This window comes from Bacillus massiliglaciei, from assembly GCF_900098925.1.
Lineage (GTDB): Bacteria > Bacillota > Bacilli > Bacillales > DSM-1321 > Peribacillus > Peribacillus massiliglaciei.
Window position 1 is genome coordinate 131,915 of record NZ_LT622358.1, and the last position, 23,859, is coordinate 155,773.

Annotated in this window: 19 protein-coding genes and 1 pseudogene; 18 read left to right on the plus strand and 2 right to left on the minus strand. The window is 44.9% G+C overall.

Annotation, left to right across the window (positions count from 1 at the left end; genetic code table 11):
• Positions 1-2: 2 nt before the first annotated feature.
• The 4 genes from recN to BQ4305_RS09050 all read left to right on the plus strand — a co-directional run bounded on the left by recN (position 3) and on the right by BQ4305_RS09050 (position 5,201).
• Positions 3-1,724 carry a DNA repair protein RecN gene (gene recN / locus BQ4305_RS09035; RefSeq protein ID WP_110927489.1) on the plus strand — a complete coding sequence of 574 codons (1,722 nt, stop codon included), beginning with the start codon at positions 3-5 and terminating at the stop codon, positions 1,722-1,724.
• 136 nt (positions 1,725-1,860) lie between these two features.
• Positions 1,861-3,150 carry a SpoIVB peptidase gene (gene spoIVB / locus BQ4305_RS09040; protein ID WP_110927490.1) on the plus strand — a complete coding sequence of 430 codons (1,290 nt, stop codon included), beginning with the start codon at positions 1,861-1,863 and terminating at the stop codon, positions 3,148-3,150.
• Positions 3,151-3,434: 284 nt separating this feature from the next.
• Positions 3,435-4,226: a sporulation transcription factor Spo0A gene (spo0A, locus tag BQ4305_RS09045; protein ID WP_110927491.1), complete on the plus strand. Its 792-nt coding sequence runs from the start codon at positions 3,435-3,437 to the stop codon at positions 4,224-4,226.
• Between the two features lie 249 nt (positions 4,227-4,475).
• Positions 4,476-5,201 (plus strand): glycerophosphodiester phosphodiesterase, encoded by a 726-nt coding sequence (locus BQ4305_RS09050; RefSeq protein WP_110927492.1) that lies wholly within the window; start codon positions 4,476-4,478, stop codon positions 5,199-5,201.
• 15 nt (positions 5,202-5,216) lie between these two features.
• Here BQ4305_RS09050 and BQ4305_RS09055 read toward each other — a convergent pair whose 3' ends face one another.
• Positions 5,217-5,462, minus strand: coding sequence for a DUF2627 domain-containing protein (locus BQ4305_RS09055; RefSeq protein WP_110927493.1), 246 nt, complete (start codon positions 5,460-5,462; stop codon positions 5,217-5,219).
• A 133-nt stretch (positions 5,463-5,595) separates the two neighbouring features.
• Here BQ4305_RS09055 and BQ4305_RS09060 point away from each other — a divergent pair, with 133 nt between their 5' ends.
• From BQ4305_RS09060 to BQ4305_RS09105, 10 genes are all read left to right on the plus strand, one after another.
• The gene (locus BQ4305_RS09060; protein ID WP_110927494.1) at positions 5,596-7,659 is read left to right on the plus strand and encodes a sigma 54-interacting transcriptional regulator; all 2,064 of its coding nucleotides are present in this window, start codon (positions 5,596-5,598) and stop codon (positions 7,657-7,659) included.
• Between the two features lie 226 nt (positions 7,660-7,885).
• On the plus strand, positions 7,886-8,983 hold the full coding sequence (gene bcd / locus BQ4305_RS09065; protein WP_110927495.1) for a branched-chain amino acid dehydrogenase: 1,098 nt from the start codon (positions 7,886-7,888) through the stop codon (positions 8,981-8,983).
• A 71-nt stretch (positions 8,984-9,054) separates the two neighbouring features.
• Positions 9,055-10,476, plus strand: coding sequence for a dihydrolipoyl dehydrogenase (lpdA, locus tag BQ4305_RS09070; RefSeq protein WP_110927496.1), 1,422 nt, complete (start codon positions 9,055-9,057; stop codon positions 10,474-10,476).
• Positions 10,477-10,599: 123 nt separating this feature from the next.
• Positions 10,600-11,595, plus strand: a complete 996-nt coding sequence (locus BQ4305_RS09075; protein ID WP_110927497.1) for a thiamine pyrophosphate-dependent dehydrogenase E1 component subunit alpha — start codon at positions 10,600-10,602, stop codon at positions 11,593-11,595.
• 12 nt (positions 11,596-11,607) lie between these two features.
• On the plus strand, positions 11,608-12,591 hold the full coding sequence (locus BQ4305_RS09080) for an alpha-ketoacid dehydrogenase subunit beta (protein ID WP_110927498.1): 984 nt from the start codon (positions 11,608-11,610) through the stop codon (positions 12,589-12,591).
• Positions 12,592-12,618: 27 nt separating this feature from the next.
• A complete protein-coding gene (locus BQ4305_RS09085; RefSeq protein ID WP_110927499.1) occupies positions 12,619-13,893 on the plus strand; it encodes a dihydrolipoamide acetyltransferase family protein in 1,275 nt (424 codons plus the stop codon).
• A gap of 176 nt (positions 13,894-14,069) precedes the next feature.
• Positions 14,070-15,935 carry a methylmalonyl-CoA mutase family protein gene (locus tag BQ4305_RS09090; RefSeq protein ID WP_110927500.1) on the plus strand — a complete coding sequence of 622 codons (1,866 nt, stop codon included), beginning with the start codon at positions 14,070-14,072 and terminating at the stop codon, positions 15,933-15,935.
• Positions 15,928-18,120: a methylmalonyl-CoA mutase gene (scpA, locus tag BQ4305_RS09095; RefSeq protein ID WP_110927501.1), complete on the plus strand. Its 2,193-nt coding sequence runs from the start codon at positions 15,928-15,930 to the stop codon at positions 18,118-18,120. Before BQ4305_RS09090 ends, scpA begins: the two co-directional genes overlap by 8 nt.
• Positions 18,117-19,223: a methylmalonyl Co-A mutase-associated GTPase MeaB gene (meaB, locus tag BQ4305_RS09100; protein ID WP_407640152.1), complete on the plus strand. Its 1,107-nt coding sequence runs from the start codon at positions 18,117-18,119 to the stop codon at positions 19,221-19,223. The genes scpA and meaB overlap by 4 nt, the downstream gene beginning before the upstream one ends.
• 215 nt (positions 19,224-19,438) lie before the next feature.
• Positions 19,439-19,876: a BrxA/BrxB family bacilliredoxin gene (locus BQ4305_RS09105; protein ID WP_110927503.1), complete on the plus strand. Its 438-nt coding sequence runs from the start codon at positions 19,439-19,441 to the stop codon at positions 19,874-19,876.
• 143 nt (positions 19,877-20,019) lie between these two features.
• Here the strand turns inward: BQ4305_RS09105 and BQ4305_RS22260 are convergent.
• A pseudogene (locus BQ4305_RS22260) lies at positions 20,020-20,139 on the minus strand (DUF4017 family protein); the annotation flags it as partial.
• A 252-nt stretch (positions 20,140-20,391) separates the two neighbouring features.
• On the opposite strand from BQ4305_RS22260, the gene BQ4305_RS09115 reads away from it, so the two are divergent.
• The 4 genes from BQ4305_RS09115 to BQ4305_RS09130 all read left to right on the plus strand — a co-directional run bounded on the left by BQ4305_RS09115 (position 20,392) and on the right by BQ4305_RS09130 (position 23,854).
• The gene (locus BQ4305_RS09115) at positions 20,392-21,189 is read left to right on the plus strand and encodes a transporter substrate-binding domain-containing protein (RefSeq protein ID WP_110928000.1); all 798 of its coding nucleotides are present in this window, start codon (positions 20,392-20,394) and stop codon (positions 21,187-21,189) included.
• Between the two features lie 111 nt (positions 21,190-21,300).
• Positions 21,301-21,969, plus strand: coding sequence for an amino acid ABC transporter permease (locus BQ4305_RS09120; protein ID WP_324611573.1), 669 nt, complete (start codon positions 21,301-21,303; stop codon positions 21,967-21,969).
• The gene (locus BQ4305_RS09125) at positions 21,962-22,684 is read left to right on the plus strand and encodes an amino acid ABC transporter ATP-binding protein (protein WP_110927505.1); all 723 of its coding nucleotides are present in this window, start codon (positions 21,962-21,964) and stop codon (positions 22,682-22,684) included. Before BQ4305_RS09120 ends, BQ4305_RS09125 begins: the two co-directional genes overlap by 8 nt.
• A gap of 186 nt (positions 22,685-22,870) precedes the next feature.
• Complete coding sequence (locus tag BQ4305_RS09130; protein ID WP_110927506.1) at positions 22,871-23,854, plus strand: aromatic acid exporter family protein; 984 nt, start codon at positions 22,871-22,873, stop codon at positions 23,852-23,854.
• The last annotated feature ends 5 nt before the right edge of the window (positions 23,855-23,859 follow it).

Here is a 23,859-nt window from a genome sequence, read left to right on the forward strand (position 1 = left end):
GTTTGTTAAGTGAACTTTCAATAAGGAATTTTGCTATTATTGAATCCCTTTCCGTATCATTTGATAAAGGGCTGACGGTGCTGACTGGTGAAACAGGAGCGGGGAAATCAATCATCATTGATGCAATCAACTTGCTCGTCGGGGGCAGAGGATCAGCGGAATTCATTCGGCATGGGGAGTCGAAGGCTGAAATCGAGGGTCTGTTCCAAATTGATGATCCTAAGCATCCTGTCATTGCCAAGGCGGCGGAATTCGGAATTGAAATAGGGGATGGGATGGCGGTCCTGCGCAGAGATATTTCAAGCACAGGAAAAAGTGTCTGCCGGGTTAACGGCAAGCTTGTGACCATCGCCATTTTAAGAGAAGTCGGCAGGACCTTAATTGATATTCATGGTCAGCATGAACATCAGGAGCTGATGGAAGAGCGTTTGCATCTTCCTCTTCTGGACCAATTTGGCGGCGCGAAAATTGCCGCTGCGCTTTCAGAATATGAAAAGCTTTATAAAAGATATGAAGAAGCAGCGAAACAGCTGAAAGGCTTAAGCCAGAATGAACAGCAGATGGTGCATCGCCTGGACCTCATACAGTTTCAGTATGAGGAAATTACGAATGCCGATTTAAAGCTGAATGAAGACGATGAATTGCTTGAAGAGCGCCGTAGAATCAATAATTTTGAAAAGATCCATGAGGCGCTTCAGATCAGTTATAATGCGCTGAACGGAGAACAGCATGCAGTGGATTGGCTAAGCATTGCGATGAACAATATGGAAGAGGCAGCAAATCTGGATCCGGAGCTTAAAAAAAGTTCTGAAATCGTAGCCAACAGCTATTTTATGCTCGAAGATGCCGTTACTGTCATTCGTGATCAGCTTGATTCGCTTGACTTTGATACAGAACGTGCCGATTTTATCGAAAGCAGGCTGAATGAAATCAATCAGCTGAAACGAAAATACGGCCGGACCATTGAAGAGATTCTTGAATATGCAGCCGGCATTGAGGAAGAAATCGAGAAGCTTCAAAACAGGGAGACGCATATTGTACAGCTTGAAAAGGAGCTGAAATCGATCAAGGCGGACTTACTGATCGAAGGCAGAGAGCTTTCTGAATTACGGCAGCATTTTGCGGCCAAGCTTACGGATAAAATTCAGCGGGAGCTGAAGGAGCTGTATATGGAAAAGGCTGTGTTTGAGGCGCATTTTCATCAGATAGCTAAATCCTATGATGAGTTTTCGGACCGGGATATCGGCAGAACAGGACTGGATGTTATGGAGTTTTATATTTCAACCAATCCGGGGGAGCCGCTCAAGCCGCTTTCCAAAATTGCATCCGGCGGAGAACTTTCCCGAATCATGCTTGCTTTAAAAAGCATATTCTCTAAGCATCAGGGAATCACTTCCATCATTTTTGACGAAGTGGATACAGGCGTAAGCGGCAGGGTGGCGCAGTCCATTGCTGAAAAGATTTTCAAAGTTGCTGCCGGTTCTCAAGTTCTCTGTATATCTCATCTTCCACAGGTAGCTGCGATGGCTGACACTCATTTGTTCATTGCCAAGAATGTCAGAGAAGGAAGGACGAATACGTCGGTAACTCCGCTCCAGCAGGATGAAAAGATTAAAGAAATCGGACGGATGATATCAGGAGTCGAAATTACCGATCTGACGAAGCAGCATGCAAATGAACTGATCCAGCAGGCGAACAAAATAAAAAAGGCGCATCTTGTATAAACCAAGGGCGCTATCTTGTAAAGCTATCCAAATTCGGATAGCTTTATTTTTTTTCGTCTGTTATAAACAGGCCTCTCAAAGGCCACATTAAAGATGTAGCCATAAAGTGTGCAAATAGCGAGGAGAGTGAAAAACATTGAAAGCAGCACGGACCAAAAGAATCATTGGTGGGATTCTCCTTATTTCGCTATTAACTTTAGGGTTATACCAGCCATTTCGTGATTTTTTCTTAATTCCCAATCAGGTTGTTTTATTTAAAGACAGCCAGTATCAAATAGCAAATACTGCACCGGTCACCGCAAGGGTGCAGGACGAAAATGCCGGTCTTTCCGTCAGTAAGAAAGGGAGCGAGCTGACTGTCCGGGCTGATGAACCGGGAAGCAATGTAATGATGCTCGAGGTTGCCGGATTGCCGGTAAAAAAAGTTGATGTTCGCGTCCTGAATGATTTTAAGGTAATTCCTGGCGGACAGTCGATTGGTGTAAAGCTGAATACCCTTGGAGTTTTAGTAGTCGGGCATCATTTGGTGCAAACAGAAGAGGGAAAAAAATCCCCTGGTGAAGACGCCCATATTCAGGTGGGAGATATCATCACTGAGATTAATGGCACGAAAATCAAGAAGATGGGGGATGTAACCCCATTTGTCCAGCAGGCAGGCAAAACAGGAAAGCCGCTTGATATCCTTATCAACCGTGATAACCAAACGTTAGAGCGAAAGCTGCTGCCTATGAAAGACAAATCAGAAGGGACCTATAAGTTAGGGGTCTATATCAGAGATTCCGCTCAAGGGATCGGCACCATGACGTTTTATCATCCGGGCACTAAGAAATACGGAGCGCTTGGCCATGTCATTTCAGATATGGATACGAAGAAACCGATTGTTGTGAAGGATGGGCAAATCGTTAACTCGACAGTGACTTCCATAGAAAAGGGAAGCAATGGTGATCCCGGTGAAAAACTGGCAAGATTTTCGCCGAGCCAGGAAATTATCGGCAATATTAAAAGCAACAGTCCTTTTGGGATATTCGGAAAGCTTAATGCGAAAACAGATAATGGAATCTTGAATAAGCCGCTGCCGATTACCCTGTCCCATCAAGTCAAAGAAGGGCCGGCCAAAATATTGACGGTCGTGGAAGGGTCTAAGGTGGAAGAGTTTAACGTAGAAATCGTCAGTTCCATCCCGCAAAAGTTTCCTGCTATTAAAGGGATGGTTATCAAAGTAACCGATAGGAAATTGCTGGAGAAAACAGGCGGCATTGTCCAAGGAATGAGCGGAAGTCCCATCATCCAGAATGGAAGGCTGGTCGGAGCTGTCACCCATGTATTTGTTAATGACCCGACAAGCGGGTATGGAGTTCATATTGAATGGATGCTCGATGAAGCGGGCATTAATATATATGAAGATTCTGGACAAAAAGCCAGTTGAAAGAGGATTCCCTTTGATCAGGGATCTTCTTTTTTTTGCCGAAACTGGCAGAGGGCCGTGTAGAAATTATGGTACACTATGAAGGATAAAGGAGAAATTTAGACATAAAAGTAAATTTATATCATAAATAGTCGAAAAACAGAGATATAACGAGAGAAATAAGGGATTTCCCTTATTTTTGAAAAATAAAAGGATTTTAGTTCCCCATGTCGAAAATTTCATTTACAATAGAATTACAAGAAATGAGAAAAAATAGAAAATTGTAGTTGAGGAGGAAATCAAGCGTGAAAAAAATTAAAGTTTGTGTTGTGGATGATAACAGGGAACTGGTCGGTCTATTGGAAGAGTTTCTGTCTTCTCAGGAAGATATGGAAGTCATAGGTGTTGCCCATAATGGCCAAGACTGCCTGGCCATGCTTGAAAACCTTGAACCGGATGTTATGATTCTTGATATTATTATGCCTCATTTGGACGGTCTTGGAGTTCTTGAGAAACTTCGGGAGACAAGCCGCAAACAGCTGCCTAACGTAATTATGCTGACGGCCTTTGGTCAGGAGGATGTTACGAAAAAAGCGGTTGAACTTGGTGCTTCTTATTTCATTCTTAAGCCTTTCGATATGGAAAACCTCGCCAGCAATATCCGTCAGGTCAGCGGTAAATCACAGTCGGTTCTTAAAAATCCTTCTCAATTCAGCTATCGGCCGCAGACTGAATCAAAACCGAAGAACCTGGATGCCAGCATAACCAGCATCATTCATGAAATCGGTGTACCTGCTCACATTAAAGGATATATGTACCTTCGGGAAGCGATTTCAATGGTCTATAACGATATTGAATTGCTTGGTTCGATAACAAAGGTTCTTTATCCCGATATTGCGAAGAAATATAATACGACGGCGAGCCGTGTGGAAAGGGCAATCAGGCATGCTATTGAAGTCGCTTGGAGCAGAGGGAACATTGAATCCATTTCTTCTTTATTCGGCTATACAGTCAGCATGACAAAGGCAAAGCCGACCAATTCGGAATTTATTGCAATGGTCGCAGATAAATTGCGCCTGGAACATAAAGCATCCTGAAAGGGATAGACAAAGAGGTTTCGGTATAATAAAAATTTGAGTTCAAACTCCATAAACTTTTCTGAAATGACCAATGAACCCCACATATTTATTGGTCTTTTTATTTTGCAGAGCGATGAAAAACGGAGATTGATTCTTTTCAGCCATTAGCATCCATACGGGTGCTTTTATTTAGTTTATCGTAATGGGTATGATGATAATAGGCTTCTCACAGACATATACATGTAGCAAAAAGGGGGCTGCGCCAGAATGACACAAATATTTGCACATCGGGGAGCTTCAGGAAACTATCCTGAAAATACCATGCTCGCTTTCCAGGAGGCAGAGAGGGCAGGTGCAGACGGAATCGAGCTGGATGTTCAATTATCGAAAGATGGGGAAGCTGTCGTCATTCATGATGAAAAGCTTGGAAGGACAACGAATGGACGCGGTTATGTTAAAGATTATACGTACACACAGCTGAAAAAGCTGAATGCGGCAAAGCTGTTCGGGAAATCAGAGACGATTCCCTCTCTGGAGGATGTCTTCTGCTGGATGTCGGGGAATGAGCTTCTTTGTATAATAGAACTGAAAAACACACAATTTCTGTATCCTGGTATCGAAGAGAAGGTGATCAGCCTTATCCGGGAATACGGCATGGAAGAAAGAGTTATTTTGACCTCTTTCAATCATTACAGCATGGTCTATTGTCACCGTCTTGCCCCAGAAGTTGAAACATCGATTCTTTACCGGGACGGCCTGTTTATGCCATGGATTTATGCAAAGGCCATTCAGGCCAAATCCATCCATCCCAATATCCTGGCTGCTCCGGAAGTAATCATCCTGTCTTCAATCGAACAGGGAATACAGGTCCGGCCATACCTTATTAATAAAGAATCTGAAATGAAAAGGCTGTTTTCCATCAAATGCAGCGCCATCATAACGGATTATCCGAAAAAAGCTGTAAGCGTGAGGAAAAATTATCATATTATGTAAAACCAGCCAGTTCTTTTACTTAGCTGGTTTTTTGGTGAAACGGCTTTGAACTTTTTGACGTTTTTTATCGCGGTGAAGGATAAAACCGCCAATGAAACTGATTCCTCCGATGGTGAGGAAAAGACCGATCAGAAATTGAACCCATAGGACTGTAAACGGAAACTGAAGGATTCCGAAGACCATATCCCTCATCAATTTGATTCCGTATGCGGCAAAAGCACCGGGAATAAACAATATCAGAAATGCAACCAGTCTCTTCATTCCGCATGTTCCTTCCATATTTTTCTTATAGAAAATGATAAGCTATAATGGATATTTGTCAAGAGTTCCCTAATTGGCTTACAATAAAAAAGGATGATTTTTAAGCGGGCAGCCGCTTTAGGGGGATGTAAGTTTGCAGAAGGTGATGATTGTAGGTGCCGGGAAGGGCGGGACGGCACTCCTGCGGATCCTCCGGGAAAGCCGGGAGTTCCAGATTGTCTGCCTGGCCGATATTAACCCGGCTGCGCCCGGAATGCTTCTTGCGGAACAGATGGGGATTCCGAGGGAAGAAACGTGGAAAAACCCTTATACCGATACAGTAGATATCATTATTGATACGACAGGGGACCGTGCAGCTTTTGAAGAAATACGCAGCCAGAAACACCATAAAGCCCTGCTTATACCGGGAAGCGTTGCATATATTATCGCCCGTCTCTTTGAGGAGAAAAATCAGCTTATACATAATTTGAAAGCAGAATCGCGAAAACGCGAGCTGATCTTTAATGCGACAAGTGATGGCATGATCGTCATCAATAAAGAAGGATACGTCATTCTTTTCAACAGAAGTGCGGAAAAGATGACAGCGACAGACAGGAGTCAAGTAATCGGAAAGCATATTTCCGATTTGGTTCCGTGCAGCGGACTTTTGGACGTGATCAAAACCAGAAGGACTGAAGCAAACCAGCAAGTCAGTTTAAAGGATAATTTAAAGCTGATTACGACAAGAATCCCTTTACTTGATGAAGAAGGGGAAGTGATCGGGGCTTTTTCTGTCTTTAAGGATATTACAGAAGCTGTTCGGCTGGCAGAAGAAATTACCGATTTGAAAGAAATCGATATGATGCTGAATGCCATTATCCAATCCAGTGACGAGGCTATTTCAGTAGTGGATGACATGGGCAGGGGAATGATGATCAATCCCGCGTATACAAGGATTACAGGTTTGACAGAAGAACAGGTCATTGGCAAGCCGGCTACCATTGATATTTATGAGGGAGAAAGTATGCATATGAAGGTGCTGAAAACCAAAAAGCCTGTCAGGGGTGTGAACATGAGGGTCGGCCCTAAAAGAAAAGAAGTGATCGTCAATGTCGCGCCCGTTATTGTCGACGGTCAGCTTAAGGGCAGTGTCGGTGTCATTCATGATGTATCGGAAATCAGGCAGCTCACAAATGAATTGGACAGGGCACGCCAGATCATCCGTACCTTGCAGGCTAAATATTCTTTCGACGATATTATCGGGACATCAGAGGAGATGACACTGGCTGTCGAACAGGCTAAATTGAGCGCAAGGACGCCGGCTACGGTGCTGCTCAGAGGCGAGTCGGGAACAGGGAAGGAATTGTTTGCCCATGCCATCCACAATGCCAGTGACCGTAAATTCAACCGGTTTATCCGGGTGAATTGTGCAGCGATTTCAGAATCACTTCTGGAAAGCGAGCTCTTTGGCTATGAGGATGGCGCTTTTACAGGAGCAAAAAGAGGCGGCAAAGCCGGCTATTTTGAAGAAGCGGACAATGGAAGCATTTTTCTTGATGAGATTGGTGAGCTGACACCTAAAATCCAGGCAAAGCTCTTGCGGGTGCTCCAGGAAAATGAAGTCGTTCGGGTTGGAGGCACAAAGCCAATCAGAATTAATGTCCGGGTCATAGCCGCCACCAATATCAATTTGGAAAACGCGATAAAAAATGGAGATTTTCGCGAAGATTTATATTTTAGGCTGAATCGCATGCCCATTTTTATCTCTCCGCTCAGAAAAAGGATAGAAGACATAAAGGAACTGTCCTGCCGCCTGATTATGAAAATCAATGAGGAATATGGACGGAATGTAGAGGGAATAACAGACCGTGCTATTGATAAGCTCTGTCACTATCATTGGCCGGGAAACGTACGCGAGCTCGAAAATATTTTAGGCAGGGCGATTATTTTTATGAAGCTGAATGAAACGCAGCTGGATGTCCATCATTTGCCGGACTTTTTGGAACCTTTTGTTCTGGGGGAGAAAAACGGGACAGGCCAACAGACGAAAGACAGCTATCAGTCTGGAAAACCGCTCGCCGAAATGCTTGAAATACACGAAGCGCAGCTGCTGAAGGAAGCTCTGCAAAATCATCAGCATAATAAAACCGCTACGGCTAAATCTCTCGGAATTTCAATAAGAAGCTTGTATTATAAAATGGAGAAATATAAACTGTGATAGATATTGCATGCAGTATTTTGCAAGCGTGCAAAAAATTGCAAAGTATTTTAGGGGAAGAAGCTTCCGCAGCGGGTTTTAACAAAATAGTTGGAATGGCACGCTTTTTGCATAGTAGTTAAAGGACTGTTTAATTGGTAACAAGTATGAGAAATCGGGATAAAATATAACCAGCATCCCATTATGACGGAAAAAAGAATTACACATCTTTAGGAGGATTGAAATAATGCAGATTTTTAACTACCTAGAAAAATACGATTATGAACAATTGCTTTTTTGTCAGGACCGTCAATCAGGACTGAAGGCCATCATTGCCATTCATGATACAACGTTGGGGCCTGCTCTTGGAGGAACAAGAATGTGGACGTATGCCTCAGAAGAAGCAGCCATTGAGGATGCGCTTCGTCTTGCGAAGGGGATGACTTATAAGAATGCCGCCGCAGGCCTGAATCTTGGCGGAGGAAAAACAGTCATTATCGGAGATCCTAAAAAAGATAAAAATGAAGAGATGTTCCGTGCTTTCGGACGGTATATCCAAGGCCTGAATGGACGTTATATTACGGCGGAGGATGTCGGTACAACAGTAGCGGACATGGATCTCATTCATGAAGAAACGGATTATGTCACAGGGATATCCCCTGCTTTCGGCTCATCAGGAAATCCTTCTCCTGTAACGGCTTATGGCGTATATAAAGGAATGAAGGCGGCTGCGAAGGAAGCCTTTGGCACAGATTCTTTGGAAGGCAAGGTCATCGCTGTCCAAGGCGTCGGAAATGTTGCTTATCATTTATGCAGGCATTTGTATGAAGAAGGCGCAAGCTTGATTGTCACTGATATTAACAAGGAAGCGGTGAGCCGGGCTGTCGAGGAATTCGGGGCAAAAGCCGTGGATCCGGAAGACATTTACGGAGTTGAGTGTGATATTTATGCGCCTTGTGCTCTTGGTGCCGTGATTAACGATCAAACGATTTCTAACATTAAAGCAAAAGTCATTGCAGGGGCTGCCAATAACCAGCTGAAAGATACGGTCCATGGAGATCGGATACATGAACTGGGGATTGTGTATGCTCCGGATTACGTGATCAATGCCGGCGGAGTTATCAATGTAGCTGATGAATTGTACGGTTATAATAGAGAACGGGCATTAAAACGAGTGGAAGGTGTCTACGGAAGCATCGAAAAAGTAATCGAGATTGCGAAGAGAGACGGCATTCCGACTTATATGGCAGCAGACAGGATGGTAGAAGAAAGAATTGAACGAATGAGAAATTCAAGAAGCCAGTTTCTGCAAAACGAAAAGCATATCCTGAACAGACGCAAATAATCGTCCAGCTTACAAAACTCCTGTGTTTCGCAAGGGCACAGGAATCGCTTTCATGAAAAGGAGGAGGAAGAATGGCAGAGGAATTTGATCTTGTCATACTCGGCGGAGGGACTGGAGGCTATGTGGCAGCCATACGCGCCGCTCAGCTCGGCCTTTCAACGGCAATAGTGGAGAAGGGAAAGCTTGGGGGCACTTGCCTTCATAAAGGGTGCATCCCTTCAAAAGCCCTGCTCAGAAGTGCTGAGGTTTACAGAACGGCAAAACAAGGCGCAGAATTCGGTGTGTTAACTGAAGATGTCAAACTTGATTTCAGAAGAGTGCAGGAGCGGAAAGAGAACATTGTCACGCAGCTCCACCGGGGTGTCCAGCATTTAATGAAACAAGGGAAAATTACGGTTTATGAAGGGTTTGGCCGAATACTTGGCCCGTCTATTTTCTCTCCAATGCCTGGAACGATTTCAGTGGAAATGAAAGATGGCAGCGATAATGTCATGCTTGTTCCGAAAAATGTGATTATTGCTACCGGTTCAAGGCCTAAAACCCTTCAGGGATTAAAGATTGACGGCACAAAAGTAATGACTTCCGATGAAGCTCTTCAGCTGGAAAGTCTTCCTCAATCGATTCTCATAATTGGCGGGGGCGTTATCGGGATCGAATGGGCTTCCATGCTTAGCGATTTTGGGGTGGACGTCACTGTGATTGAATATGCGGACCGAATTATACCTTCTGAAGACAGGGATATTTCCAAGGAGCTGGAACGGCTGTTAAAGAAAAAGGGAATCCGGATTGTGACCAATGCTAAGGTAGACGGTGAAAGCTTAAAAACCGAAGGCGATGTTCAGGTTACGGCTGAAGTAAACGGAACCCCTGAACAGTTTGCGGCAGAAAAAATGCTTGTCTCTGTCGGAAGAGCAGCCAATATTGAAGACATCGGTCTGTCTAACACAGAGATAGAGACTGAAAACGATTACATATCAGTGAATGAATTTTTTCAGACAAAGGAATCTCATATATACGCCATCGGGGATGTAATCGGCGGACTTCAGCTGGCACATGTCGCTTCCCATGAAGGATTGACAGCTGTAGAGCATATTGCCGGAGAAAAACCTGACAAACTGGATTATATGAGAATTTCCAGGTGTGTCTATTCTGATCCGGAAGTGGCAAGTGTCGGGCTGACAGAGGAACAGTCTTTGGACAGAGGGTTTGATATTAAAATTGGAAAATTTCCGTTCAAGGCCATTGGCAAAGCATTAGTATTTGGTGAATCTGATGGATTTGTTAAGATTATTGCCGACCGTTCCACAGATGATATTCTCGGTGTGCATATGATTGGACCGCATGTAACGGATATGATATCAGAAGCAGGGCTCGCAATGGTGCTGGATGCAGCGCCTTGGGAAGTGGCTGGAACTGTCCACCCGCATCCGAGCCTGTCAGAGGCCGTCGGCGAAGCTGCACTGGCAGTGGACGGTAGGGCAATCCATCTGTAATAGAGGTTTGCTTAAGGAAGGAAACGGCTGTGAATTTCGAAAAATCGATGCAGGCTTGCGGCTTTGTTTCCCTGATTTTTTTTTTGAAAGGCTGCAGTTGTATTAACTATTGGAGGGATCAATATGGTAGAAAATCGCCATGTTCAATTGGGATTGAGCGATGAAGTCGTTTTGGATATGTACAGGATGATGCTTCTTTCCCGTCGAATTGATGAGAGGATGTGGCTTCTGAACCGTTCGGGGAAAATCCCCTTTGTTATATCCTGTCAGGGCCAGGAAGCCGCACAGGTCGGAGCTGCTTTTGCACTCGACAGGGAGAAGGATTATGTGCTTCCCTACTATCGTGATGTAGGGGTTGTCCTTACATTCGGCATGACGGCAAAAGATTTAATGCTTTCAGGGTTTGCCAAAGCAGAGGACCCGAATTCTGGCGGAAGACAGATGCCCGGCCATTTTGGACAAAAGAAAAACCGGATTGTCACCGGCTCTTCGCCTGTTACGACACAGGTTCCCCATGCGGTGGGAGTCGCGCTCGCAGGAAAGCTGGAAGGAAAGGATTTGGTGACCTTTGTAACGTTCGGTGAAGGTTCATCCAATCAGGGGGATTTCCATGAAGGGGCGAACTTTGCAGGGGTTCATAAGCTGCCGGTCATTTTTATGTGTGAAAATAATAAATATGCGATTTCTGTCCCGCTTTCAAAACAGCTGGCATGTGAAAATGTATCAGACAGAGCCGTTGGATATGGAATGCCCGGAATCACAGTAGATGGAAATGATCCGCTTGCGGTTTATGCGGCAGTGAAGGAAGCGGCAGACCGTGCACGCAGAGGTGAAGGACCTTCGCTTATTGAGACGGTTTCCTACCGTCTTACTCCGCACTCCAGCGATGATGACGACCGCAGTTACAGGGCTCCGGATGAAGTGGCGGAAGCGAAAACAAAAGATGCAATCATTACTTTTGGCGCCTATCTGAAAGAGATGGCTATTATGGATGATGCACTGGAAAAACAAATAAATGATGATGTGATGAAGCTTGTCAATGAAGCGACGGATTATGCGGAAAAAGCGCCGTACGCCGAAGCAGAAACTGCCTTTGATCATGTCTATGCAGAACAGTAAGGGGGAAGAGAGATGCCGGTTATATCTTATATAGACGCTGTAACCGCAGCCTTGCGCGAAGAAATGGAGAGAGACTCGCGTGTATTTGTGCTTGGTGAGGATGTAGGAAAAAAAGGGGGCGTCTTTAAAGCGACCCATGGGTTATATGACCAATTTGGAGAATCGCGGGTTATGGATACTCCGCTTGCTGAATCTGCGATAGCGGGAGTGGGCATCGGGGCCGCTATGTACGGCATGAGACCGGTGGCTGAAATGCAATTTGCCGATTTCATCATGCCGGCGGTCAATCAAATTATTTCTGAAGCAGCAAAAATCCGCTACAGATCCAATAATGATTGGCATTGTCCAATCGTAATCCGCGCTCCTTATGGAGGCGGTGTCCATGGTGCCTTGTATCATTCGCAATCTGTAGAATCGGTTTTTGCAAACCAGCCCGGTTTGAAAATCGTGATGCCCTCTACCCCTTATGATGTGAAGGGTTTATTGAAGGCTGCCATCCGGGATGAAGATCCGGTTCTGTTTTTTGAACATAAACGGGCTTACCGTCTGATAAAAGGGGAAGTTCCGGATGAAGAGTATGTATTGCCAATCGGGAAAGCCGATGTCAAACGGAACGGGGAGGACATTACCGTGATTACATACGGTCTTTGTGTTCACTTCGCCCTTCAGGCAGCTGAAAAGCTGGCAAGTGACGGGATCTCTGTCCATGTACTTGATTTGCGTACGGTCTATCCGCTTGATAAAGACGCGATCATCGAGGCGGCTTCTAAAACGGGCAAGGTTCTTTTAATCACGGAAGATAATAAAGAAGGAAGTATTATAGGCGAGGTTGCGGCCATCATTGCAGAAAACTGTCTGTTTGACCTGGATGCTCCGATCATGAGACTTGCTGGGCCGGATATTCCTGCGATGCCTTATGCCCCTACGATGGAAAAACGGTTTATGGTTAATCCTGAAAAAGTAGAAAAAGCAATGCGGGAGCTTGCCGGATACTGATCACGGCGGAAGGAGGATGTTTGATTAATGGCGATAGAAAAAATGAAAATGCCCCAGCTTGGAGAAAGTGTAACGGAAGGCACAATCAGCAAGTGGCTGGTTCACCCGGGAGAGCATGTAAATAAGTATGATCCGATTGCAGAAGTGATGACAGACAAGGTCAGTGCAGAAATCCCTTCCTCATTCACCGGAGTGATTAAGGAATTGAAAGCGGCCGAAAACGAAACAATGGCGGTTGGCGATATTATCTGTCTGATTGATGCAGAAAGCAATGAAGATGCTGAGAATAAAGCACCTGAACAGTCTGAAGCAAAAGCGGCTGCTCCTGATGTAAAAGAGCAGCCGGATGAATCCCAAAAAGCAAGGTATTCACCGGCTGTCCTGAAGATGTCCCAGGAACACGGCATTGATCTGACCCAAGTCAAAGGTTCGGGTAAAGGCGGACGCATTACCCGAAAGGATCTTCAGCAAATTATTGCTTCCGGATACATTCCTGAAGCAGCTCCAAAGGCAGAAGAAACCAAGGCTCCGAAGCCTGAATCGGCAGACCATTCTGTACCTGAGCAGAACGGGCAAAAACAAGCTTCTTACAGTACCGCTTCCGGGGATGTCGAAATCCCTGTTTCCGGGATCCGTAAGGCGATTGCTGCTAATATGGTTAAAAGCAAACAGGAAGTGCCTCATGCATGGACCATGGTGGAGGTGGATGCCACAAACCTTGTTCGGTACCGTGACGCCATCAAAAAAGAATTCAAGGCCAGCGAAGGATATAATCTAACTTATTTTGCTTTCTTTGTAAAAGCCGCAGCACAGGCGTTAAAGGAATTCCCTGAAATCAATTCCATGTGGGACGGCGACAGAATTATTCGGAAAAAGGAGATCAATCTTTCGATAGCGGTCGCTTCTGAAGACGCACTTTTTGTGCCTGTTATTAAACATGCGGATGAAAAAACGATTAAAGGTATTGCCAGGGAAATAACAGATTTGGCCCAAAAAGCCAGAACTGGAAAGCTGACAGCTCAAGATATGCAGGGCGGTACCTTTACGGTCAATAATACGGGCTCTTTCGGATCCGTTCAATCCATGGGCATTATCAACCATCCGCAGGCGGCCATTTTACAAGTAGAAACCATTGTGAAGCGGCCGGTTATAATTGATGGGATGATAGCAGTCCGGGATATGGTTAATCTTTGCCTGTCTCTGGATCACCGGGTATTGGACGGTTTGATTTGCGGCCGTTTTCTTGCCAGGGTGAAAGAGATCGTTGAGAAGATTTCCAGTGAAAACACTCCAATATACTGATTGTAAAAGCAAAGAAGGCAGGCAGCGCTTCTTTGCTTTTTTTACGATTTAATCGGGTAATGCTTTTTAAAGGTTTTTTATGTTAGAATATTAGTATAATTTCAAAAGTATTTGAGGGATTGGAGGGAGGCTTTCTTTTCCGGCTGTTTTATAGGCCAAAAAAGAAAGCGATTACAATGGAATTGAAAGATGTCCGAAATATTTCGTTCCCAAAGCCTGCTTATGAAGAATGGGCCGATGCTGTCAGAGCCGGCATGAAAGGAAAAAATACAGCACAGCTGAAAACCTCTACATATGAAAACATCACTCTTCAGCCGCTCTATATCTCCACTGACATGAAACATTCAGAACTTCCAGGTTTTTTTCCTTATACAAGAGGCATCTTTACAGCTGGATACCAGGAAATTCCTTGGCTGGTATGTCAGCCCGTTCAGGGGGCAACAGCAGGGGAGGCCAGTCAAAACATGCAGTCCGCTCTAAATAGGGGGCAAAATTGTATCAGCTGCCCAGTAGAATTATGGGCAGAAGGTGCTGAAATAGAAAAGCTCACAGGCGGCCTGCCTTTGGATCAGCTTCCTTTCTTTATGGATCTAAAAGGACAGCAATCAGATTTTATGAAGGAATTGTATCAGCTTGCTCCTGATATCCATGGAGTGCTGGCTGAAGATCCAATTGCCGAATGGCTTGCAGCTGGAAAAATGCCGAAAGACGGTATCGGCTATTTCTCGAGATGGATGGAAAAGCTCAGTGGGTATAGTAAGGCCTTTCCGTCCTTGAAAACTGTTCTTATCAAAACTCAGGTCTATCATAATGCCGGAGCAAATGCTGTACAGGAAATTGCTTTCGGTCTGTCTGCCGCCGCCCGCTATTTGGAGGCCGGATTGGAGAAAGGAATGGATGCAGGAGATATAGCCGGGCTCATGGTCTTTTCTTTTGCTGTGAGTTCTGATTATTTCATGAATATTGCGAAGCTGAGAGCTGCAAGAAGGCTTTGGGCCGCTATGGCTGAGGCCTATGAAGCAGATCCTGAACGATTTAAAATGCACATTCATGGTATAACTTCAGAAGCGGAAGGAACGGTCTGCGATCCGCATGTCAATATCCTTCGAACGGCGAATCAGGCATTTGCCGCCGCTGTCGGCGGTGTCCAATCTCTTGAGATTCTGCCTTTTGACCATACAATCGGCACGGCCAGTGATACTTCAGAGCGGATTGCGCGCAATATACATCTGATTTTAAAAGAAGAAGCCCATCTGACAAAGGTTGCAGATCCTGCAGGAGGGTCCTACTATGTTGAAAAGCTGACAAACGAATTGGCAGAACAGGCGTGGACGAAATTTTTAGAAATCGACCAGGCCGGAGGAATCCTCCATTTGATCCAAACCGGCCGCCTTCAAAAGGAAATTAACGAAATACAGAAAGAAAGAGTTCGGAACGCTGCATGCCGGAAGGAAAGCATAATCGGAACGAATGTATACCCGAATCCGGAAGAGAAACTGCCCTTTGACCAAAATAAACCGCAGAAGCTTCCTTTAGAAATAAACGAGGCGACGGCTATCGAGCCGCTGAAACTCAAACGGACTGCAGAACCTTTCGAAATCCTCAGAAATAGAAGTCAGAATTATCAAAGAAAAACGGGTCAGCCTCCGAAGACAGGCTTAATCAATTTGAATGACATCCAATCTTCTAAACCGAGAGCGGATTTTATAAAAGGGATGCTGGCGGCAGGCGGAGTCCACCCAATTGAAAGCAAAGGATGTCATACAGCCGAGGAAGCAGCAGACTTTGCTAAAGAAACCGGTTTGTTGGCATATATTCTGTGCGGAAGCGATGGTTCCTGCCGCGCCTTTGGGGAAGATGCAGTGAATGAAATCAAACGGCATTTTCCTGACACTCCTGTTTATATGGCCGGCTTACAGGCGGAAGATTGGATCGGCAGGCTGAAAAAAGCAGGCCTGGAAGGGTTTATCCATAAAGAAACAAATGCCGTGGAGCTTCTGGAACGACTACTTCGACAGCTGGGAGTGAGTGAGTATGAATAAACCAGATTTTTCACGGGTCAAGCCGGTGAATCCAGAATCCGCCGAATCGGCCGGACAATGGAAAAAGCAGGCTGAGGCCGCAGCTGGCAAAAACATAGAAGAACTTTTATTTGAGACAAATGAACAAATAACATTAAAGCCGGTGTATGCGGAGGAGGACATCCAAAACCTGGAGCATATGGACAGTCTCCCCGGCATTGCCCCTTTCACGAGAGGGCCCTATCCGTCAATGTATGTGAACCGTCCATGGACGGTCCGGCAATATGCAGGCTTCTCAACGGCTGAAGAATCAAATGCTTTTTACCGCCGAAACTTGGCAATGGGCCAGAAGGGTCTTTCTGTCGCTTTTGATCTTGCCACCCACAGGGGCTATGATTCCGATCACCCGCGTGTTGTCGGCGATGTAGGAAAGGCAGGAGTAGCCATAGATTCCATCTTGGATATGAAGGTTTTATTCGATGGAATACCGCTGGATCAGATGTCTGTATCCATGACCATGAACGGTGCAGTCCTGCCGGTATTAGCCTTCTATATTGTTACCGCAGAAGAGCAGGGAGTTACTCAGGATCAACTCTCAGGTACCATCCAAAATGATATTTTAAAAGAATACATGGTTCGCAATACGTATATTTATCCGCCGGAGATGTCTATGAAAATCATCGCAGATATCTTTGAATATACATCTAAATATATGCCGAAGTTCAACAGCATTTCCATATCGGGCTATCATATGCAGGAAGCCGGAGCACCTGCTGATATAGAGCTGGCCTATACGCTTGCAGACGGGCTGGAATATGTCCGGACTGGATTGAAGGCAGGAATGGATATTGACAGGTTTGCCCCGCGGCTGTCATTTTTCTGGGCCATTGGGATGAATTATTTTATGGAAGTGGCCAAAATGAGGGCCGGTCGCTTTATTTGGGCGAAATTGATGAAGCAGTTCCATCCGGAGAATCCGAAGGCACTGGCACTGAGGACTCATTCTCAAACCTCCGGCTGGAGTTTATCCGAGCAGGACCCGTTCAATAATGTAACAAGAACATTGATCGAGGCTCATGCCGCTGCATTAGGCCATACCCAGTCTCTCCATACGAACGCTCTTGATGAAGCGATCGCTCTGCCGACAGACTTTTCCGCAAGAATAGCAAGAAATACACAGCTTTATCTTCAAGAAGAAACAAATATCACGAAGGTCATTGATCCATGGGGCGGTTCTTATTATGTAGAGGCCCTTACAAATGAGCTGATAGAGCGGGCATGGGATCACTTAGAAGAAATTGAAAGCTTGGGCGGCATGGCGAAAGCGATTGAAACGGGCATCCCGAAAATGAGAATTGAAGAAGCGGCTGCCAAACGGCAGGCAAAAATAGATTCTGGAGAAGAAATCATCGTAGGTGTGAATCAATACCGTCTCGATAAAGAAGATCCAATCGAGATTTTGGAAATTGATAATACCGCAGTAAGGCAAAGTCAGCTGAAACGGCTGGAATTGCTGAAATCCAACCGCAATCAGGAGCAGGTGGATGCTGCATTGCTTGCCATAACGGAAGCGGCGAAAAGCGGGGAGGGGAACCTGCTGGAGCTTGCTGTAACGGCTGCCCGTGTGCGCGCTTCGCTCGGTGAGATTTCTCAGGCAATTGAAGAAGCCGCAGGAAGACATAAGGCAGCCATCCGCTCTGTCAGCGGCATCTACAGCTCTGCCTATTCGAAAGAGGATGAAATCAACGAAGTCCTCCAGCTGACAGAAGAATTCTTTGAAAACGAAGGAAGAAGACCGCGGCTTTTAATGGCGAAGATGGGGCAGGACGGCCATGACCGCGGTGCCAAAGTTGTCGGAACGGCATTTGCCGATTTAGGCTATGATGTAGATATCGGCCCATTATTCCAAACGCCGGAGGAAACCGCCCTTCAAGCAGTTGAAAACGATGTTCACGCAGTTGGGATGAGTTCGCTTGCTGCAGGGCATAAAACCCTGCTTCCGCAGCTTGCTGCCGAGCTGAAGAAATTAGGAAGAGAAGATATTGTTATCATTGTAGGCGGCGTGATTCCCGCTCAGGATTATGAATATCTTCTCAATAACGGAGCCTCAGCTATATTTGGGCCCGGCACCGTTATTCCGCAGGCAGCAAAAAAAGTGCTGAAGGAAATCTATAATCGGCTTGGGTACGAGGAAGTGACGAAATAATGGAGGAAGGCAAAAGAAGAGATGAGGTCCATTCCCGCTCAGATAATGGCGGTTTTGCATCTTCCCTAAAGAAAGATTCGGAACATCCAGCTGGAAGGTTTGTGAAGAAAAAGGAATCAGAAGTCTCCATCGCGGAATTAAAAGAGGGAATTCTGATGGGAGACAGGGCAAAGCTGGCTAAAGGAATCACATTAGTCGAGAGCAATGCCGTCCGCCATTTTGAACAGGCTCAGCTACTTCTTCAGGCTCTTCTTCCTCATACGGGCAGCTCGATCAGGATTGGCATTTCAGGGGTTCCGGGAGCCGGCAAAAGTACTTTTATTGAGGCATTTGGCATGTACTTATGCGATCTCGGTTTCAAAGTTGCCGTTTTGGCTGTCGATCCCAGCTCGGCCATTACCGGCGGGAGCATCCTTGGGGATAAGACAAGGATGGAGGAACTGGCAAGGAATCCGCATGCTTTCATCAGGCCGTCTCCATCGGAGGGAACACTCGGGGGTGTGCACCGAAAAACAAGGGAAACGATGCTTTTATGTGAGGCCGCCGGGTTTGATGTTATTTTAGTGGAAACAGTAGGGGTAGGCCAAAGCGAGGGAATCGTCCGCAGTATGGTGGATTTTTTCATGCTGCTTGTTCTTACGGGAGCCGGGGATGAATTGCAGGGAATGAAGAAGGGGATCATGGAGCTCGTGGACGGAGTGATTGTCCATAAAGCAGACGGTGAAAACCTGCCGCTGGCTATGAAAACAAAATCGGATTACAGCAGGATTCTCCATTTCCTGCAGCCGGCTACAAAGGGCTGGGAAGCTAAAGCACATATTTGTTCCTCGATGACCGGATCTGGTATAAAAGAAATTTGGGAAGAACTGCTGCATTTTTCTGAAGCAACAAAAGAATCCGGTGTATTTCAGGACCGGCGGAGGCAGCAGCTGAAGGAATGGATGCACACATTGATTCATCACCAGCTGCAGCAGCTGTTTTATAAAGATGAGACAGTCGGGAGTGTTCTTCCAAGGCTGGAAAATGAAGTGATGGCAGGAACCAAGCCGGTAACACAAGCCGTGACAGAAGCCTTTGACCAATTTTGGCAGTCGAAGAAATAAGCATACAAAAAGGGGCCGGTAAAAGGAAATTCTCCTTTTTGTAACCGGCCCTTTATTAGGGAGTTAGAGGTATGGATCTAGATGTTACGGAATATATTCCCTTTTTGTGCCGGGTTAAACATTTTTCTCCTGAAGTCCGGGTAAATTAATTGAATCGCAGGAAATCAATTGATATGATAGTCTTGCAAGAGATTAAACGGAAGGGGCAATGAACAATGGGCATGGATTTTAACTTTTTAATGAATGATGTTGTGAAAACAGCTCGTGATGAAATTACGGCTGCCGGATATACAGAATTAAAGACAGCTGAAGAAGTAGATGAGACATTGCAGCAAAAGGGAACAACGCTTGTAATGGTCAATTCTGTATGCGGCTGTGCCGGAGGGATTGCAAGACCGGCTGCAGCGCATGCCATTCATAACGATAAGCGTCCAGACAGACTTGTTACCGTATTTGCCGGTCAAGATAAGGAAGCTACAGGCAGAGCGCGTGAATATTTTGAAGGATATCCGCCATCCTCTCCATCCTTTGCGCTGTTAAAGGACGGGAAAATCATCAAGATGGTTGAACGGCATGAAATCGAAGGCCATCATCCTATGGCGGTCATTGAAAAGCTGCAAGGCTATTTCGATGAGTATTGTGAAGAAGTATAAGAATTGATCTGACAGTGCCCCTGGTAAGCGCTGTTTCAGCATTCGGCAAAAAGCACCGAGTTTTCTCGGTGCTTTTTTTGCTGTTGTGCGCTGAAAAGCATGAAGGGCTTCAGTCAATCTTTATCTTAATTTTCGTTTTTTATTCACGGAAAATGTGAGGATGATGCAAGGAGTAAGACCGGCACAGCCCATAATTGCCCGGTGAATAACTTCCATCCTGCTGTGTTATAGCCTGGAGTGGCTGGCATGCACACACAAACGAGACAAACAAGTAATTAGACCAATGTCGGGAAAACCAACTTCATTTTAGTGGTTCCCCTCTCTTGATAACGATACTATATGGAACCGACTTTTATATATTCAGAATTATAAGACTTTAAGATTATTTATAAATATTATTGCATAATTATAAGTGTGTGTTAAAATACATATTGTTGTATAGTTATTCGTTTAGTCATTCTATATTATACTATTTTAAAATAAAAACGCAAATGCATGGGGGAATAGATATGAAAATGAAAAAGAAGCTGGGCTTATTACTTACGAGTGTTGTGATGGCAGGGAGTTTGGCAGCCTGCGGAAATTCAGGAGAAAAGGAAGGATCAGGAAGCTCTGCTGATAAAAAAGTTCTTACTGTCGGGACTTCGGCTGACTATAAACCATTTGAATATGTGGAAACAGCTTCAAGTGAAGAAATTATCGGCTTTGACATTGATATTATTAAAAAAATCGGCAAAGATCTAGGATATCAAGTACAAGTAAAAGATATTGATTTTAATAGTTTGATTCCGGCATTGGAGAATGGAACAGTAGATGTTGTTATTTCGAGTATGACTCCTACTCCTGAAAGGGAAAAAACGGTTGATTTCAGTGACATTTACTATGAAGCTGAGAATATGATCGTTGCGAAAAAAGACAGCAATATTAAAACAATAGAGGATTTAGAAGGAAAGAACGTTGGGGTACAGCTTGCCTCGATTCAAGAGGAATTGGCAAATGATATCGCCAAAAAAGAAAAAATTGATTTTGAAGCGAAAAAGCTTAATCGAATACCTGAAATTTTCCAGGAAATCGCAGCAGGCCGTTTCGATGCAGCGATTATTGAGGATACAGTAGCCAAGGGATACCTTGAAGACAATAAGGACCTGGCGGGATTTGAGATCGATAATGGAGACGAAAAGACTGGGACAGCCATTGCCTTTGAAAAGGGAAGCAGCCTGACAGATGATTTCAATAAAGAATTGAAGAAGATGAAAGACAGCGGTGAATTAGATAAGCTGATTGTGAAGTGGTTTGACGGAGAAACGAAATAAAAAATGTGCAGAGGAAAACGTTCAGAGACCTGAGTGCCTTCTGAACGTTTTTTCCTTCTGAACATCAGAAGGCTATTGGAGTAGCCGACAGAATTTGAACAAACAGAAAGGATGAGTCCTGTGAATCTGGATTTTGAAAGAATCCTGCCGTCCCTGCCTTTTATTCTGGAAGGGATTCCGACGACTCTGAAAATAGTCGGAATCGCGGCAGTTATGGGGTTTGTACTCGGTATTATACTGGCCTTATTCAAAATCAGCAGAATAAAGCCATTGAATTGGCTGGCTGATTTTTATACATCCATTTTTCGCGGTACGCCGCTAGTCTTGCAGCTGATGCTGATCTATTTCGGCTCTCCGCAAATATTAGGGATACAGATTGAAGCTTTTGAAGCAGCGTTCCTGTCATTCGGCTTGAACTCTGCAGCTTATATTTCAGAAATCATTCGGGCGGGAATTAATGCAGTGGATAAAGGACAGCGTGAAGCGTCCCTTGCCCTTGGTGTACCCTATCACAGTATGATGCTTAATATCATCCTGCCGCAGGCGATTAAGAATATCCTGCCTTCGTTAATGAACGAATTGATCAGCCTGACGAAGGAGTCAGCTGTGGTAACGATTATCGGCCTAAGTGATATTATGAGAAGAGCTTATATCGTCGGCGGAGAGACCTATAAGTTTTTTGAACCGATTTTGTTTGCCGGATTCATTTATTATGTGATGGTCATGATATTAACCGTACTCGGAAAAGTGCTTGAAAGGAGAATGAGGCGAAGTGATTAAGATAGAAAACCTTCATAAAAGCTTCGGCCGCCTTGAAGTGCTGAAGGGCATTTCCACTGAGGTGAAGGAAGGCGAAGTAGTTGCCATTATCGGACCGTCGGGATCTGGAAAGTCAACCTTTCTCCGATGCATAAACATGCTGGAAAAGCCGACAGACGGTCATATTTGGATTAAAGACCAGGATGCAGCCGATAAAAAGACAAATATTGTGAAAATCCGTGAAAATGTCGGAATGGTATTCCAGCACTTTCATCTGTTTCCGCATAAAACCGTACTGGAGAATCTGACTTATGCGCCGATGAAAGTCAAGAAGGTCTCCAAGGCTGAAGCAGAAAAACATGGGAGGGCCTTATTACAGAAAGTCGGTCTGGCTGATAAAGAGAAAGTTTATCCAACCCGGCTTTCCGGGGGGCAGAAGCAGCGTGTGGCTATAGCCCGTGCGCTTGCCATGAATCCGGAAGTGATGCTGTTTGATGAGCCGACATCTGCACTGGATCCAGAGATGGTGAAAGAAGTTCTGGCTGTTATGAAAGATCTGGCGGTTTCAGGGATGACGATGATGATTGTGACGCATGAAATGGGATTTGCCAGAGAAGTAGCGGATCGTGTGCTTTTCCTTGACGGCGGCCTGCTGGTCGAAGATGCACCTCCTGAGGATTTCTTTTCCAGTCCAAAAACAGAGAGGGCGAAGCTTTTTCTTGAAAAAGTTCTTTAAATCCGTAAAATAAGCTATGATGAAAGAGTCCGGAATCCTCCGGACTCTTTTTTATCCATTTATTCATTTGATATAAAATCTAAATCGTATATATTTTACATAAAATTCAGTTAACTATTCTTTTGTTCTATTTCGAAATCAAGTATGATGAAAGGGAAGTCTTCTTATAAGAAGCAGGGTGCTTATATGTTTAAAATAGGTTATCGGACGATCAAAACGGCTGTGGGTACAGCAGTAGCCATCATCATTGCCCAGATGCTCCATTTAGAGAGTTTTCCGTCTGCAGGCATTATTACGATATTGTGTATTCAAGTAACGAAGAAAAAATCACTGCGGGCCTCAGGGGCGCGTTTCGCAGCCTGTATGCTTGCGATTGCTCTTTCAAGCCTGATGTTTGAGTTCATTGCCTTCCATCCGATTGTCATTGGCTTGTTCCTTCTGATCTTCATTCCGATTACGGTAGCTCTAAAGATCAATGAAGGGATCGTCACAAGCAGTGTGATCCTGCTTCATCTCTATGCAGCCGGGAACATTACGTTTAAGCTTATTTTGAATGAAACACTCCTTATCACCGTCGGCATCGCCGTCGCTTTGCTCATGAATCTCTATATGCCGAGTGCTGAAAGAGTATTGATTGATTATCAGAAGCGAATCGAGGAAAACTTCCGTTTAATGCTGATGGGAATCGTTCATTATTTAAGGGATAACGACCACTCTTGGGACGGAAGGGAGATTATGGAGACCTCAAATCTGCTGAAAAGTGCCCGCCGGATTGCTTTCCGCGATATAGAGAACCGTTTGTTGAGTGACGATGATTTGTATTATAGCTACTTTGAAATGAGGGAAGATCAATTTCAAATTATTGAAAGGATTCTTCCGTTAGTGACGAATATTCCGCAGGTAGTGAAACAGAGCGGAATGCTGGCTGAATTTATCGAAGAGCTGGCCAACAATGTTCATTTTCATAATACTGCCATCATTTATTTAAGGAAGCTTGAGAAGATGAGGCAGGTTTTTCAAGAAATGCCGCTGCCTGAGACGCGGACAGAATTTGAATCTAGGGCGGCTCTTGTACAGCTGATGAATGAAATGGAAGAGTATCTCCTTCTGAAGCATGCTTTCAAAGGCTATAATCCGCCGAATGAAAAGAAACGGGTCCGTTCAAACTAAGCTAA